Source organism: Streptomyces sp. WM4235, from assembly GCF_001279725.1.
Taxonomy (GTDB): domain Bacteria; phylum Actinomycetota; class Actinomycetes; order Streptomycetales; family Streptomycetaceae; genus Streptomyces.
Map to the genome: position 1 here is coordinate 64,377 of NZ_LGDE01000035.1, position 14,959 is coordinate 79,335.

Sequence of the window (14,959 nt, forward strand, 5' to 3'; positions counted from 1 at the left end):
CTGGGGTCAGGCGTACGGACTGTCCACGCCCGCGGCGGCGGGCCGCGGGGCCCGCGCCGGGCAACAGCCCGCCGCGCACAGATCATGACTCGGGCCGAGCAGCCCCAGCGCGCACCGTTCGACCGGCTCGCCGCGCTCGGCCGCTGCCCGCTCCAGCAGCAGGTCGCGTACCGCCGCCGCGAACCGCGGGTCGGCGCCGACCGTCGCCGAGCGGGCGATCGGCAGGCCCAGTTCGGCGGCCTTGGCCGTGGCCTCCGTGTCGAGGTCGTAGAGGACCTCCATGTGGTCCGAGACGAACCCGATCGGCACCATCACGACCGCCGGGGTGTCCTCCGCGTGCAGGGCCTCCAGGTGGTCGCAGATGTCCGGCTCCAGCCACGGGATGTGCGGGGCGCCGCTGCGCGACTGGTAGACGAGGTCCCAGGGCAGTTCGGTGCCCGTCTCGGCGCGCACCGCGTCCGCGATCACCGTGGCCACGTCCAGGTGCTGGCGGACGTACGCACCGCCCTCGCCGTGCCCCTCCACCGGGCCGGAGGTGTCCGCCGAGGCGGTCGGGATCGAGTGCGTGGTGAACACCAGGCGCGCCCCGGCCCGCACGTCCCGCGGCAGCTCGGCCAGGGAGGCGAGCACCCCGTCGATCATCGGCTGCACGAACCCCGGGTGGTTGAAGTAGTGCCGCAGCTTGTCCACCCGCGGCAGCTCCTCCACCCCCTCCTCGGCCAACCGCGCCAAGGCGTCGGCGAGGTTCTCCCGGTACTGCCGGCAGCCCGAGTACGAGGCGTAGGCGCTGGTCGCGAGCACCGCGATCCGGCGGCGGCCGTCGGCGGCCATCTCGCGCAGCACGTCGGTGAGGTACGGAGCCCAGTTGCGGTTGCCCCAGTAGACCGGCAGGTCCAACCCGTGCTCCGCGAAGTCCTTGCGCAGCGCGTCCAGCAACGCGCGGTTCTGCCCGTTGATGGGGCTGACCCCGCCGAAACCGAAGTAGTGCTGCCCGACCTCCTTGAGTCGCTCGCGCGGGATGCCGCGCCCCCGCGTCACGTTCTCCAGGAACGGAACGACGTCGTCGGGGCCCTCGGGGCCGCCGAAGGAGAGCAACAGGAGGGCGTCGTAGGGGGCGGCGAGGCCCTCGGCCGCTCGGGGGGCGCAGGCACGGAGCTGGTCAGACATGCTCGAATCCTGCCACCCGCCGGCTCGGGCCGGGAAACGGACCCGGCGCGCCCGAGACCGAAGATCAAAGGTAAGGTCACCCTAACTTCCTGTCTGGATTTTCCCCATGCGGGCGCCTTGTCGGCGACCGTGACCTGTGGGGGCCACAGACGTCCCTTACGGAGCGCAACGTGCCCAGTCCCTACCGCGCGATCTTCGCGGCCCCCGGCACCAAGGGGTTCACGGCCGCCGGCCTCATCGGTCGGATGCCCCTGTCCATGGTCGGCATCGGCGTGCTGACGATGATCACCGAGCTCGGCGGCAGCTATGCCCTCGCGGGCGGGATCACGGCGACCATCGCGCTCTCGGCCGCCGCCGTGGGCCCCCAGGTGTCCCGGCTGGTGGACCAGTACGGACAACGGCGGGTGCTGCGCCCGGCGACGCTCGTCGCGGCGGGGGCCGTGACGGGCCTGCTGCTCTCGGCGGCGAACGGATGGCCCCGCTGGACCCTCTTCGTCTTCGCCGTCGTCGCGGGCTGCGTGCCCAGCGTCGGTTCGATGGTGCGCGCGCGGTGGACGGCGCTCTTCCGGGACACCCCGCAGCTGCACACCGCCTACTCGTTCGAGTCGATCCTCGACGAGCTGTGCTTCATCGTCGGTCCGCCGCTCGCCGCGACCCTGTCCGCGAGCTGGTTCCCGGAGGCCGGCCCGGTGGTCGCGCTCGTCTGCCTGCTGACGGGCGTGTGGTGGCTGACCGCGCTCACCGCCACCGAGCCCGCGCCCCATCCCCGTCACCCGCAGTCGGACCGGTCCTCGGCGCTGCGCTCCCCCGGCCTCCAGGTCCTGGTCGCCACCTTCGCGGCCACCGGCGCGATCTTCGGGTCCGTGGACGTGGCGACGCTGGCCTTCGCCGAGGAGCACGGCAACAAGTCCCTCGGCGGGGTGTTCCTGGCGATCTGGGCCTTCGGATCCTGCCTCGCGGGCATCGTCTTCGGCCTGCTGCACTTCAAGGGCAAGGCCGAACCTCGATGGATGCTGGGCATCAGTGCGATGGCCGTGAGTATGATCCCCCTCCTACTGGCCGGGAACCTTCCGTTTCTGGCCGTGGCGCTCTTCGTCTCGGGCCTCGCCATCGCTCCCACGATGATCACCACGATGGCCCTGATCGAGGCGCACGTACCTCACGCGAAGCTGACCGAGGGCATGACCTGGATCAGCACCGGCCTCGCGGTCGGCATCGCGCTCGGGTCCTCCGTGGCCGGCTGGGTCGTCGACGCGGCCGGCGCGCGGACCGGGTACGTCGTCTCGCTCTCGGCGGGGGTGACCGCGGCAGCGGTGGCGTTCGCGGGATTCCGCCGGCTGACGAGGCCGGCGCAAGGGGAGGAGCCAGGCACCGATGGGGACGGCGACAGCAGGGCAGAGCGGGTACGCCGGGGCGGCGAGGACGCCGGGCACGTGGCGTAACTGGGCGGGGAACGTCAGTGCCACCCCCGCCCGCGTGGTGACCCCGACCTCGGTCGGGGAGCTTCAGGAGGCGGTCCGTCGGGCCGCCGAGGACGGGTTGAGGGTGAAGGCGGTCGGCACCGGCCACTCCTTCACGGCGGCCGCCGCCACCGACGGCGTGCTGATCCGTCCGCAGTCCCTGGCCGGCATCCGGTCGGTGGACCGCGCGGCCGGGACCGTCACGGTGGCGGCGGGGACGGTCCTCAAGGACCTCAACCAGGCCCTGGCCAGGGAGGGCCTGTCGCTCACCAACATGGGCGACATCATGGAGCAGACGGTCTCCGGCGCCACCAGCACCGGCACCCACGGCACCGGCCGCGACTCGGCCTCCCTCTCCGCGCAGATCCGCGGGTTGGAGCTGGTCACGGCCGACGGCCGGCTGCTGGCGTGCTCGGAGAAGGAGAACCCGGAGGTCTTCGCGGCGGCCCGGCTCGGCATCGGCGCGCTCGGCATCCTCACCTCGGTCACCCTCGCCGTGGAGCCGATCTTCTTCCTGACCGCCCGTGAGGAGCCGATGTCCTTCGACCGGGTGACGGCCGAGTTCGACGAGCACTTCGCGGAGAACGAGCACTTCGAGTTCTACTGGTTCCCGCACACCGGGAACTGCAACACCAAGCGGAACAACCGCAGCCAGGGGCCGGCCGCCCCGCCCGGGGCGGTGAGCGCGTGGGTGGAGGACGAACTGTTGTCCAACGGCCTCTTCCAGGCCGTCAACTCGCTGGGGCGCGCCGTCCCGGCGACCGTCCCCGGCATCGCCCGGATCGCCAGCCGCGCCCTGTCGGCGCGCACCTACACGGACATCCCGTACAAGGTGTTCACCAGCCCGCGCCGGGTCCGGTTCGTGGAGATGGAGTACGCGCTTCCCCGTGAGCGCGTCGTGGAGGCGCTGCGCGAGTTGAAGGCGATGGTCGACGGATCCGACCTGCGCGTCAGCTTCCCGGTGGAGGTCCGCACCGCGCCGGCCGACGACGTCACCCTGTCCACGGCGTCGGGCCGGGAGACGGCCTACGTGGCGGTCCACATGTACAAGGGCACCCCGTACCAGGCCTACTTCACGGCGGCGGAGCGCATCTTCACCGCGCACGGCGGACGGCCGCACTGGGGCAAGGTGCACACGCGGGACGCGGAGTACCTCGCCGGGGTGTACCCGCGCTTCGCCGAGTTCACGGGGCTGCGGGACCGGCTGGACCCGGACCGGCTGTTCGGCAACGACTACCTGCGGCGCGTGCTCGGGAGCTGACCCCGGTTCAGGAGGGGCTCGGCGCGGGTCCGGTACCGGTGCCCGGCCCGTCGGAACCGGAGCCCGATCCGGAACCGGACCCCGAACCACCGGTCGACTTCCCCGGAGTCGGGGTCGGAGTGGGCGTCGGGGTCGGGGTCGGGTCGGGCTTCGGCGGCGTCGGGTCCGGGCTCGACTCCCCGGAACGTGAGGGCGTGGGGTCCGGTCCGGGGCTTTCGCCGCCCGGGGAGGTCGAGGGGTCCGGGGAGTCCTTCCCGGACCCCGGGCTCTCGCCGCCCTTGCCGTCCCGCCCGCCGTTGCCGCCGTCGCCGTCGTCGGTGCCCCGACCGGGATCCTCCCGCGGCGCGCTCGGCTTGTGGTCGGCGGCCTTGCGGGTGCCCCCGGACAGGATGGTGCCGCCACCCTGGCTGACGGAGGTGCCGGCGATCGCCTCGTAGGTGCCGAGTCCGCCGAGCGCGATGGCGAAGGCGGCTCCGGAGGCGACGGCCGTTCGCTTCCAGCCCCGTACCCGGGTGCCGTGCACGGTCGCGTCGCCGAACTCCTCGGAGGGCAGGGCCGCACCCGGCAGCAGCGAGCCGTCCGCCGCCTGGTCCTTGTGCACCACGGGCACCTGACGGGCCTTGGGGCGGGCGGTCTCGCGCAGCTGGTCGCCGGTTCGTCGGAACAGGTGCTGGACGACGGGCCCGCCCGCGGTGGCGACCACGCTCACCACGCCGGCTCCGAGGATCGTGCCGTAGACCCCCATCTGTGAGGCGAGCAGGGCAGCCGCGACGGTGGCGGTGGAGGTGCCCGCGATCTGCGCCACGCTCAGATCGAGCTTCTTCTTCTCCGGTTCCGCGTCCACCGTGTCCCGCGTCGTCTTCTGACCCATCGCCATCCCCTGCGTGCCCTGCCTCTCGCGCTTCTCCTCTTCCAGCAGTTACTGACACCTGAGCGAAACGGAAAGTTCCATTTCGGGGGATTCTGTGAAGCAAGACACCCTCAAACCGACCGGGGCGCAGGTCCGGCCGGATACCGACCGCATTCAGGGCAGCTCAACTCCCGCCGCCCGAGACAAGTTCGGCGGCGCGGCGGTCCACCTGCGTGGCCCGAATGGAGTACTGTGGCGAGCCCTGGGGCCGTCCTTCCTTTCGGATGTCCGGACTCGGGAGAGGGGGCCGGACAATGGAGAAACGGCACTCGAGACCGGCGATGCTGCGGTGTTGCACGGGTTCCTGCTGCGCACAGTAATCGTTCGGTCACTGTGCGTACCCAACAGGTAACCGTGCCATAACGGCGATCAAGGGCGCATGCCCGACACGCCGGTTTAACTCGGCAAGGTTGTGGCAGGCTGCACCCGGGCAGGCCACACTCGACTAGCGGAAGCAGCGACGCACGTGACGTCGGCAGGCACCACCCGGGAGGTCCCCATGCCCGAACTGCGTGTCGTGGCCGTCTCCAATGACGGCACACGACTGGTGCTCAAGGCTGCGGACAGCACGGAGTACACGCTTCCGATCGACGAGCGTCTCCGGGCCGCCGTACGCAACGACCGTGCGCGCCTGAACCAGATCGAGATCGAGGTGGAGAGCCATCTCCGCCCTCGCGACATCCAGGCCCGCATACGAGCCGGCGCCTCCGCGGAGGAGGTCGCTCAACTCGCGGGCATCCCCGTCGACCGGGTACGCCGGTTCGAGGGCCCCGTGCTCGCGGAGCGCGCGTTCATGGCGGAACGCGCCCGCAAGACTCCCGTGCGCCGCCCCGGCGAGAACACCGGCCCCCAGCTCGGCGAGGCCGTCCAGGAACGGCTGACGCTGCGCGGGGCCGACAAGGAGTCCGTGCAATGGGACTCCTGGCGCCGCGACGACGGCACCTGGGAGGTCCTGCTGGTCTACCGGGTCGCGGGCGAACCGCACTCGGCGAGCTGGACGTACGACCCGCCCCGCCGACTCGTCGTGGCCGTGGACGACGAGGCCCGCTCCCTGATCGGCGAATCGGACGACCTGCCCGCGACACCCGAGCCGAGCTTCCCGTTCGTGCCGAGGATCGCGCGGCTGCCCCGCGACCGCCCGCTCGACCGCGCACTCGACCGCCAGATGGAACGCCCCGCCCCGCCGCCGGAACCGGAGGAGGAGCGGGACACCTTGACCAGCCTGCTGGAAGCCGTGCCCAGCTTCCGCGGCGACATGGTGGTTCCGGAACGCGTCGACCTGCCGGCCGAGGAGCCGGAGGCCGAGGAGGCTCCGGCCGCCTCCGCGGGAGCCGGCAGCGCGTACGCCGACGTCCTGATGCCGCGCACCGTGGCGGGCCACCGCGACCGGTTGACCGGCACCACCGACCGGCAGGCCGAGGCGGACGGCGTCCGCCCGGGCCGGCGCGCCGCGGTGCCGAGCTGGGACGAGATCGTCTTCGGCACCCGGCGCAAAAAGCAGGAATAGCGGGAACACCCGTATGAGAGGGTCGGGGGCGCGGCATGCGCGGCGCTCCCGACCTTCGGTGTGCCCGCTCTACGGCGTCGGGCCCGTGGCGACCGGGCGGGCCGGGTCCGAGGACCAGTCCGACCAGCTGCCCGCGTACAGCGCGGACGGGATGCCCGCGACGTCCAGGGCCAGCACCTCGTGCGCGCCGGAGACCCCCGAACCGCAGTAGACCGCGACCGGGGCCTGGCCCGCGGCGCCGAGCGCCTCGAACCGTGCGCGCAGGGACGCCGCCGGCAGGAAGCGTCCGTCCGCGTCCACGTTCTCCGAGGTCGGAGCGGACACCGCCCCCGGTACGTGGCCGCCGACCCGGTCGATCGGCTCGACCTCGCCCCGGTACCGCTCCCCCGCCCTGGCGTCCAGGAGGACACCCGAACGGGCCAGCGCGGCCGCCCCGTCCGCGTCGAGGACCTCCAGCGCGCCCGGGTTTGGCTTGAAATCACCCTTGGCGGGGGTGGGTGTGTCGGTCGTCACCGCGCCCCCGGCCGCCGTCCAGGCCTTCAGACCCCCGTCCAGGACCCGAACGTCCGTGTGCCCCGTCCAGCGCAGCAGCCACCACGCCCGGGCGGCGGCCCATCCCTGTCCGCCGTCGCAAGCGACCACCGGCACGCCGGCGCGGACCCCGGCCCGGCGCATCACCGCGCCGAACGCCTCGGGGTCCGGCAGCGGATGGCGCCCGCCAAGTCCCGTCGCGCTCACGGGACCTGCCAGTTCGTGGTCCAGGTCCACGTACACGGCACCCGGCAGGTGCCCCGCCTCGTACGCGGGCCGCTGGTCGGGGCCGCCCAGTTGCCAGCGGACGTCCAGGAGCACCGGTGGGGTACTTCCGGTCATTTCGCTCATCAGTTCGGAAGCCGAAAGGATCGCAGTCATGGGGCACATCTTCCTCCCCACCCCGGCACCCCCCGTAACAAGCCGGACATCAACGCGCCGCGACGGGCCGCATTGATTCGGTCATCTCTCCTCCGCTCCCGGGAAACGCGGCCCGGTCGAGGCGCGCCGAACCCCTCGGAGTGGAAGCATCACTTCGAGGACAGGCCCACGACTGAGGAGACGGCTGACATGACCGAGGCAGCGAAGGCAACCAGGCGTGAGCCCGGTACACCGTGCTGGGTGAGCCTGATGGTGCACGGCCTCGGCCCCACCGAGGAGTTCTACGCCGACCTCTTCGGCTGGGACTACCAACCGGGCCCGGAGCAGTTGGGCCCCTATGTCAGAGCGGTGCTCGACGGCCGAGAGGTGGCCGGCGTCGGCGAGATGCCCCCGGACCGGGACCTCCCGGTCGCCTGGACCACGTACCTCGCCACGGACGACGCCGACGCCACGGCCGAGGCGATCCGCGCCTGCGGAGGCACGGTCGCGGTGGGCCCGCTGGACGCCGGCGTCGCGGGCCGGGTGGCGATCTGCTCCGACCCGCTCGGCGCCATCTTCGGCATCTGGCAGGCGGGCAGCCACCTCGGCACCGCGCTGCACGGTTCCCCCGGCACCCCGGTCTGGAACGAGTTGGTCACGCAGGACACCACGACGGTCGGCAAGTTCTACGAGCACGTCTTCGGCCACGAGGCCCGCCAACACCCGGACGCGACCGACGACTTCGACTACCTGACCCTGCGCCTGGACGGACGCCCGGTCGCCGCCGTGCACGGGGTGGGCCGCTCGCTGCCGCACGATCGCGGGCCGCACTGGATGACGTACTTCGAGGTCGAGGACACCGACGCGGCCGCGGCCCGGGTGATCGACCTCGGCGGGCACGTCGTCCAACCGCCCCGCGAGGGCTTCAACGGCCGGCTGGCCACCGTCGCGGACCCGGAGGGGGCGATCTTCACCCTGGTGCACTCCCGGAACTGACTCTCGTCGCGCCGGCGTTCGCGACGCGCCGCTCAGGCGTGGTTGACCGGGAGGACGTCCGGGGAGAGGGCGCCGGCGTGGGCCGCGGCGGAGGTCATGTGGCGGAGGTGGTGGCGGCAGAGGACCTCGTAGCCGATCTCCTCGGCCGGGCGGTTCACGTCGCCGACCACGACCTGCTCGCCCTCCACGACCATGACGCCCCCACCGTGCGGGCGTTGTGGGTGGCGCGGGCGCCGCACCAGCACAGGGCCTCGACCTGGAGCTGCTCGATCCGGTCGGCCGGCTCGATGAGGCGCTGCGAGCCGGGGAAGAGCTTGGTGCGGAAGTCGGTGGTGATGCCGAAGGCGAAGACGTCCATGCCGAGGTCGTCCACGATCCGGGCCGGCTGGTCGATCTGCTCGGGGGCCAGGAACTGGGCCTCGTCCACGATCACGTAGTCCGCCCGGCCACCCTGGGACAACTGGGCCACCAGGTACGCGTAGAGGTCCATGCCCTCGCCGGCCTCGACCGCCTCCGTGACCAGACCCAGCCGCGAGGACAACTTGCCCTCGCCCGCCCGGTCGTCACGCGTGAAGATCACGCCTTGGAGCCCCCGGGCGGAGCGGTTGTGCCCGATCTGGAGCGCCAGTGTGCTCTTACGGGACCATCCATCACCTCACGCCAGGTTTCAGCGCGACCGAGGCAGTCAGGCCTGGCGATCCGCGAGAGGGTCACCAACGTCAGGCACTGCCGCCCACCCGCGTCGTGTGCACACGGCAACCCGTGGGGCGACGTGGCACCGCTGCCGTTTCAGGCGTCGCCTCTCAGCCGCCGGGCGATGTCGATGTCGTTCTGGAGTGCGCTGAGACGGGGAAACGGCTCGCGGGTGGCGTCCAGCACGCAGACGTGGAGCTTGTCGCCGGCCTGCGGTGGCGCCACGTTCTCGTCCCGCCAAGACGGGTGCTTCACCTGGTCGATGAATCCGAAGAGGCCGGCGGATCCATCCACTTCCACCTTCGCGCCCACGGGAGCGACCGCGACGACCGTGACGTCGAGTTCTTGATGGTCACGGAACCTCAATTGGGCCCTCCAAAGACTTTGACCCAGCTGCGGTTCTGGGTGAGCTCGTTGAACCGGTCGAGCTTGTCCACCGGGATCTCGAACTCGATCCGCGGCGCGCCGTTCGGCCCGTTCCTGTCGTGGATCTTCGCGTGGTCGGCGAACTCCTCGAGGAATGACGGGTGCATTTCGTACTTCACCATTCCCTTCGCGAAGTTCGCTCCCGTCGGTCCGGCGTACTCCGCAGCCACCGCCCGTTCGCCGAAGTAGATCTTGCCGTCCGAGATGATACCGCCGCCGATGTCCACCCCGGGCTGATGGTTGGCCGGGTTCGGCCCGTGGTCGAGCTCGTACTGCGCGTGGGCCCCCTTCGGTGTGCGGTAGATCGGAAAGTAGTCCGGTGCCAGGCCCAGGTAGTCCGTCCACGCGTGCGGATTCGTCACGTAGGTGGAGGGGTTCGGCGCCGGGGTGAGGCCGAGGGGGTCCGGGGTGAGGTAGCGGGCGTTCTCGGGGTCGTAGTGGCGGAAGTAGTTGTAATGGAGGCCGGTCTCCGGGTCGGCGTACTGACCCGGAAAGCGGAGAGGCGTATAGGCAGTGCTTTTCGCAGCCCACGTGGTGATGCCCCACAGCGTGGAACGTTCGTGCCACGCCACGTTGCCGGACTCGTCGATGAGCTCGGTGGGGGTGCCCACCAGGTCGGTGACGATCGCGAAGAACCGGGAGTCGATTTCTTCCCGGGAGGCGTCGAGAATGCGTTCCGTCTGGGCTATCGGCCGAATGCCCTGGTGGTCCCAGGTGATGGCGACCAAGTGAGGTAGATCGTTCGAGCTACTGGTCTGCTCGCACAGGGTGTTCCCGTCCCAGGTGAAGTCGATCCGCTCGGTAACGGTCCGGCCGTCCTCGGCCAGGCGAAGCTTCGCCGTGCGGCGGCCGAGGGGGTCGTAGCGGTAGCGCCACACAGTGCCGTCCGGAGTGGTGGCGGAGAGGAGGCGGTCCTCGACGTCCCACTCGTAGCGCCAGATGTCCGGCTTGCGGGACGGACGCGTCTTGCGCCGCACGGTGACTCGGCCGAGCCCGTCGTGCTCGTAGCGCACGGCTCCCGCGCGGACGATACGGTTCTTCTCGTAGGCGCGCACGCCGTTGGCCACATGGCCGGCGTGGCCCGTCTGCCACGACGCGAAGGTCTGGTTCCCGGCCTGGTCGTAGGCGTAGCTCTCGGTCCAATCGGCTGCCCGGACCGCGGTGACCCGACCGACAGGATCTAGCTCGTACTCCTGCCGGCCGCTGCCGGCGTCATCGACCGCGGTGAGGTGGCCGTCCGCCCGGTAGGTGTAGCTGCGGTGCCGCACCCGGGCCCCGCCCGAGCCGATGACCGTCTGGTCTGTGAGGCGCCCCACAGGATCGAAGACGTGGCTCAGGACGACGTCGTCGCCGACGCGGCGCGTCACCTCACGGCCCGCGGCGTCGTACGCGAAACCGAGAGAGCGGCCGGAGGCCGTCATGGTTGTGCGGCGGCCCGCGCCGTCGTAGCTCCACGTGGCCGTCACACCGGTCGGCGTGGTGCGGCCGGTCCGGCGGCCCAGCTCGTCGTAGGTGTAGGTGAGGGCGCGTCCGTCGACGGTCTCCGACTGCACGCGACCCTCGTGGTCCCGCAGCAGGGTGACGGTCGTTCCGTCGGGGCCTTGGGAGTGGGCGAGCTGGTCGGTGAGGTCGTAGGCGTAGGTGGTGACGTTGCCGTCGGCATCCTTGCGAACGATCTGGTCGAGTGCGTTGCGCTCGAATGCGGTGGTCTGGCCCAGTGCGTTCGTGCGGGAGACGAGGCTGCCGGTGGGCCCGTGTACGTAGGTGATCGTGCGACCGTCGAAGTCGGTCTCTGACGTCAGACGTCCCGCGGGGTCGTACGCGTAGTTCCAGGTCAGGCCCTCGGGGCTGGTCACCTCGGTAAGGCGCAGTTCGGCGTCGTGCCCGAAGGCGTAGCGGACGCCGTCAGGGCCCGTGCGGGCGGTGAGGACGTCGAATTCGGTGTACTCGAACCGGGTGACCCCGCCGAGCCGGTCGGTGTGGCTGGTGCAGTTGCCCTCACCGTCCCAGGTCCAGCTCTCGACGGCTCCGTCCGCGTGGACGCGGAGGGCCGGCCGGCCCTCGACCGTCCACTCCAGGTGCGTGGTGGCGCCTGTCGGGTCGGTGACGGCGGTGGGGCGGCCGAAGGCGTCCCGCTCGAAGCGGGTGGTGGAACCGAGCGGATCGGTGACTTCGGCGGGGAGACCGACCCGGTCGCAGCGAATGGCGGTCGTGCCGCCCTGGGGGTCGGTGACCGAGGTGAGGCCGCCCGCCTCGTCGTAGGTGAAGCGGGTGACCCTGCCGAGGGAGTCGGTGGCCGATGTTCGGTTGCCCCGCTCGTCGTAGGCGTACCGGACCACATGACCGTCGACCCTTTTGACCTGGACAGGTTGGCCGAACTCGTTGTGGCGGGCCGTGCTCTCACGCCCGTCGGCGCGTGTCACGGAGACGAGGTTGCCGTCGTCGTCGTGGCGATGGGAGGTGGTGCGGCCGAGCGGATCCGTCTGTGCGAGCAGACGGCTGCGGCCGTCGCGCACGTAGCGCGTGGTGTTGCCGAGGGGATCGGTGTCGGCCACGATCTTGTACGTGTCGTCAACGAGGTAGCGGCGAGTGTGCCCTTCACCCGTGACGGTCTCGGTCACGCGGTGGCCCGTCGCCTCGTCCAGGGCGTCGTAGGCCAGGCGCAGCACCATGTGTCCCTCGCCGCCGCCCTCCGCGACGCAACGGTTCTGCTCGTCGTAGGTGTAGGCGTAGGAGCGGTTGTTCGTGTCGGTCCAGGACGTGATGCGGCCGCGGTCGTCATAGGTGAAGCGGAGCGGCAGGCCGGAGGAGTTGACGACCTCCGTGAGATCTCCGGCTGTGTAGCCGTAGGCGAGGATGCGCGGGCCGCCGTCGAGGTGGAGGGCGGTGATGCGGCCGTCGGCGGTGTCGAAGCGAAGGCGGTATCCGCCGGAGTGGGCCATGCCGAGCGGGGTGCCGTGAGCGTCGAACTCGAAGGTGATGAGGTTGTCGTTGCGGTCCTCCAACTGGGCGATCGGCGCGATGCCGTCGCCGTCCGGGTCCCCGGCGGGCGGGGTGAAGCGGCGGACCTGGCCGGCGGCTGGGTCGGTGAGTGTCCAGTCGCCGTCCGGAGTGCGTTCGAGGGGGTGGCGGGGCGCGGAGGCGGATACCGGCAGGACCGGGACGCCCGGGGCGGCATGCGGGTAGGCGACGATCAGCCCGTCCTCGGTGACCAGGACGACGCCCTCGGGGTCGACCTCCAGGTGCTGGTCGATGCTCGACGCCCAGGTCGGCCCGAACCAGCGCCCGGCGGTGTACCCCGATTCCGCGCGCCGGACGAAGGCCAGCGGCAGCGTTCCGGGCAGCACGATGTCGGTCTGCGGGAGGAACATCCGGCCGGTGGCCAGGTCGATCGGGTCGGTGTTGTCGTACCGCTTCGCCGCATCGGGCGTTTCCCTCACATGGGGGCCGTCCTTGTCGAGGCCGGTGCGGCCGGGGCCCTTGAGGTCGTCGGCGTGCTTGGCGGCCGAGCCGACCTTCTTCAGCGCCCCGAGCCCCTTGGATCCGACGAGTTCCGGAATCATCTTCCCGATGCCCTCGGAAGGATCCTTCATGAACTCATCAAGCATCTGCTTGCCCGCACCCAGCGGGTCGTTGGCCATCGTGACCAGGCCCGCGGCCGTCGAGTTCAGGTTCGTCAGGTACTCGGCCGGATGCGTCAGGTTGTACGGATCCGTCGGGTTCAGCGCCCGCGCGAAGTTCACGATCCCGGCCGTGCCCTTGATGACACCACCCGCCAGGTGCGTCTGGGCAAGGTCCAGGTAATCCATCCCGTCGCCGAGCTGCTTGGCGTACGAGGGCTTCGGCGGAGCCGCGTCCCGCGCCGCCCGCACCGCGGTACGCACGGTCTCCGCGACGTCGTTGCGCTGCTTGCGGGCCGTCTCGAGCTTGTCCTGCGCGGCCGTCGCCAGCGCGACGCCCGGATCGGTGAAGTCCTCGGACGGGCGCGGCGGCAGCGTGTCCTTCTTCGCCTTCAACGCGTCGTTGTAAGTCTTGACCAGCTTGTTGTGGGCGTTGCGGGCGTCGGTGGAAACCTTCTTCGCGTTGTTGTACTCCTCCAACGCCTCCTTCGCCTGGCCCTGCGCCCACTCCACCGTCTCCGCGAAACGACCCATCGCCTCGGAGGCCTTCCCGAAGGCCTCCGCCGCCTTGAACCAGCGCGGCGGCTCCTTCGCCACCGACTCGCGGAAGGCGTCCGCCGCCTTGCCCTTGAGCCCGTCCGGCTCCCCCATCCCCTTCAGACCGTTGCCGACCTTGTCGAAGGAGGCCTTGAAGTCGTTCAGGTGCGAAACCTGCGCCCGGATCTTCGACACACTGCCGTAAACCAGCTTGCTCGGGTCCTCGGTCTGGCCCAGCTCCAGCTCCGCCACGTCCGCACCGAGCTGGTTGGCGGCCGAGCGGCTCTTGTCACGGATCCAGTCACCCGCGTCGTCCAGACCGACGTCCTCGGCAAGATCGGCCGTCTTGTCACCGGCCCACTCGACCGCGTCGCCGACCTTCTCCGCGCCCTTCTCAACACCATCCTCGATGACGTCCGGCACGAAATCCCGCCAGCCCATCAGCGACCGCCCCCGTCACGCTTCGCCTGCTCCAACAGGTCCTTCAGCGAACCGATCTTCCCGGTGGAGGTGAGCTGGTCCCCGGTGTCCGACCAGGTCTTCTCGATGTCCTCAGCACTCTTCTGGAAGGACTCCGGGCTGTAATCGGGCTTGTAGGCATCCGCGGAGAAGATGTCGCCCCAGGACTTCTGCTCGATCTCGTCCTCGGAGGCGTGCGGATTGCCGTACGCGGCGTTCGCCACGACCTTGAACGAGCCCTGGAGGTACTGCTCCTCCTCCCACACCGTCCCCGCCGCGATCCCCAACGACTGCGCGAGGGTGCTCGCGTTCTGCACCAGACTCCGCACACCCCACTCCCAGCGCTCGCAGAAATCCTCGAAGTCCGTCGCCAGACCCGCGTGCCCTGCCTCCATCCCCGTCATCGACAGATTCTCGAACCCCGCACCCTGCGAAGCACCGGCCGCGTCCCCCGACTCCCGCAACTCCCCGATCGCCGCCCGCAGACCGTCCTGGATGTTCTTGACCGCCGCCGGCGAGACCTCCAGGTCCCCGTCACCCGCCATCAGGCCACCGCCCCGGCCGCCAGGTCCACCGCACTGGCATCGGGCACAATCCCCGCGACCGGCGGGAAGAACATCGACCCGTCCACGTCCGCCACGTTCAGCACCACACCCGCCGGACCGCCCGCCGCCGGAACCACCGCATCGACCAGACGCGCACCCAGCACCGAGAGGAACTCCCACTCCCGGCCGGCCTCCGCCTCACCGCGCGCCGCCGCGAACCGGGCCAGCGCCTCCTCGTCCGTGAACGCGTAGATCCACCGGATGCCGCCCGACACCGCCGACATCAGACCGCCCTCCGGCCCGTCCGCGAGCGGCACCAGCAGGACAGCCCGCCGGAACTCCCCCACCAGGCGTGCCGGATCACCCGATCCGTCCCGTATCGCCGCGATCTCTGCGGTCAGTTCCATGGGCTACGTCCCCTCCAGCGCCGGTCAGCGTCCTGGAGGAGCACGCTATCGGGAACCCCACCGGTTCCCTCAGGCCCACT

11 protein-coding genes and 1 pseudogene are annotated in these 14,959 nt (G+C 71.0%); 4 read left to right on the forward strand and 8 right to left on the reverse strand.

Translation table 11 applies throughout. From position 1 onward, the window contains the following. Positions 1-6: 6 nt before the first annotated feature. On the reverse strand, positions 7-1,167 hold the full coding sequence (locus tag ADK55_RS05270; protein WP_053676271.1) for a ferrochelatase: 1,161 nt from the start codon (positions 1,165-1,167) through the stop codon (positions 7-9). 170 nt (positions 1,168-1,337) lie between these two features. On the opposite strand from ADK55_RS05270, the gene ADK55_RS05275 reads away from it, so the two are divergent. Further along, on the forward strand, positions 1,338-2,609 hold the full coding sequence (locus ADK55_RS05275) for an MFS transporter (RefSeq protein ID WP_053676272.1): 1,272 nt from the start codon (positions 1,338-1,340) through the stop codon (positions 2,607-2,609). Continuing rightward, positions 2,542-3,888 (forward strand): D-arabinono-1,4-lactone oxidase, encoded by a 1,347-nt coding sequence (locus ADK55_RS05280; RefSeq protein ID WP_053676273.1) that lies wholly within the window; start codon positions 2,542-2,544, stop codon positions 3,886-3,888. The genes ADK55_RS05275 and ADK55_RS05280 overlap by 68 nt, the downstream gene beginning before the upstream one ends. Positions 3,889-3,895: 7 nt before the next feature. Here ADK55_RS05280 and ADK55_RS05285 read toward each other — a convergent pair whose 3' ends face one another. Continuing rightward, positions 3,896-4,759, reverse strand: a complete 864-nt coding sequence (locus ADK55_RS05285) for a hypothetical protein (RefSeq protein WP_234349904.1) — start codon at positions 4,757-4,759, stop codon at positions 3,896-3,898. A gap of 538 nt (positions 4,760-5,297) precedes the next feature. Between ADK55_RS05285 and sepH the strand changes: the two genes are divergently transcribed. Beyond that, positions 5,298-6,305: a septation protein SepH gene (gene sepH / locus ADK55_RS05290; RefSeq protein WP_053676274.1), complete on the forward strand. Its 1,008-nt coding sequence runs from the start codon at positions 5,298-5,300 to the stop codon at positions 6,303-6,305. A gap of 69 nt (positions 6,306-6,374) precedes the next feature. Here sepH and ADK55_RS05295 read toward each other — a convergent pair whose 3' ends face one another. Then, positions 6,375-7,217: a sulfurtransferase gene (locus tag ADK55_RS05295; RefSeq protein ID WP_053676275.1), complete on the reverse strand. Its 843-nt coding sequence runs from the start codon at positions 7,215-7,217 to the stop codon at positions 6,375-6,377. A gap of 189 nt (positions 7,218-7,406) precedes the next feature. On the opposite strand from ADK55_RS05295, the gene ADK55_RS05300 reads away from it, so the two are divergent. Continuing rightward, positions 7,407-8,192, forward strand: a complete 786-nt coding sequence (locus tag ADK55_RS05300; RefSeq protein ID WP_078998502.1) for a VOC family protein — start codon at positions 7,407-7,409, stop codon at positions 8,190-8,192. Positions 8,193-8,224: 32 nt separating this feature from the next. Here ADK55_RS05300 and ADK55_RS05305 read toward each other — a convergent pair. The 5 genes and pseudogenes from ADK55_RS05305 to ADK55_RS05325 form a co-directional block, all read right to left on the reverse strand. Then, a pseudogene (locus ADK55_RS05305) lies at positions 8,225-8,820 on the reverse strand (thymidine kinase). Between the two features lie 161 nt (positions 8,821-8,981). Continuing rightward, positions 8,982-9,251 carry a hypothetical protein gene (locus tag ADK55_RS05310; RefSeq protein ID WP_053676276.1) on the reverse strand — a complete coding sequence of 90 codons (270 nt, stop codon included), beginning with the start codon at positions 9,249-9,251 and terminating at the stop codon, positions 8,982-8,984. Continuing rightward, entirely contained in the window at positions 9,248-13,909 is a 4,662-nt protein-coding gene (locus ADK55_RS05315; RefSeq protein ID WP_053676277.1) for a putative T7SS-secreted protein, read from the reverse strand. Before ADK55_RS05315 ends, ADK55_RS05310 begins: the two co-directional genes overlap by 4 nt. Further along, positions 13,909-14,472, reverse strand: coding sequence for a hypothetical protein (locus tag ADK55_RS05320; RefSeq protein ID WP_053676278.1), 564 nt, complete (start codon positions 14,470-14,472; stop codon positions 13,909-13,911). The genes ADK55_RS05315 and ADK55_RS05320 overlap by 1 nt, the downstream gene beginning before the upstream one ends. After that, positions 14,472-14,879 carry an SseB family protein gene (locus ADK55_RS05325; protein WP_053676279.1) on the reverse strand — a complete coding sequence of 136 codons (408 nt, stop codon included), beginning with the start codon at positions 14,877-14,879 and terminating at the stop codon, positions 14,472-14,474. The genes ADK55_RS05320 and ADK55_RS05325 overlap by 1 nt, the downstream gene beginning before the upstream one ends. Positions 14,880-14,959: the final 80 nt, after the last annotated feature.

Coding starts and splice junctions, on each gene's coding strand:
- sepH (WP_053676274.1), top strand. CDS start 5,298: ATGCCCGAACTGCGTGTCGTGGCCGTCTCCAATGACGGCACACGACTG.
- ADK55_RS05270 (WP_053676271.1), bottom strand. CDS start 1,167: ATGTCTGACCAGCTCCGTGCCTGCGCCCCCCGAGCGGCCGAGGGCCTC.
- ADK55_RS05280 (WP_053676273.1), top strand. CDS start 2,542: ATGGGGACGGCGACAGCAGGGCAGAGCGGGTACGCCGGGGCGGCGAGG.
- ADK55_RS05315 (WP_053676277.1), bottom strand. CDS start 13,909: ATGGGCTGGCGGGATTTCGTGCCGGACGTCATCGAGGATGGTGTTGAG.
- ADK55_RS05325 (WP_053676279.1), bottom strand. CDS start 14,879: ATGGAACTGACCGCAGAGATCGCGGCGATACGGGACGGATCGGGTGAT.
- ADK55_RS05295 (WP_053676275.1), bottom strand. CDS start 7,217: ATGACTGCGATCCTTTCGGCTTCCGAACTGATGAGCGAAATGACCGGA.
- ADK55_RS05320 (WP_053676278.1), bottom strand. CDS start 14,472: ATGGCGGGTGACGGGGACCTGGAGGTCTCGCCGGCGGCGGTCAAGAAC.
- ADK55_RS05285 (WP_234349904.1), bottom strand. CDS start 4,759: ATGGGTCAGAAGACGACGCGGGACACGGTGGACGCGGAACCGGAGAAG.
- ADK55_RS05300 (WP_078998502.1), top strand. CDS start 7,407: ATGACCGAGGCAGCGAAGGCAACCAGGCGTGAGCCCGGTACACCGTGC.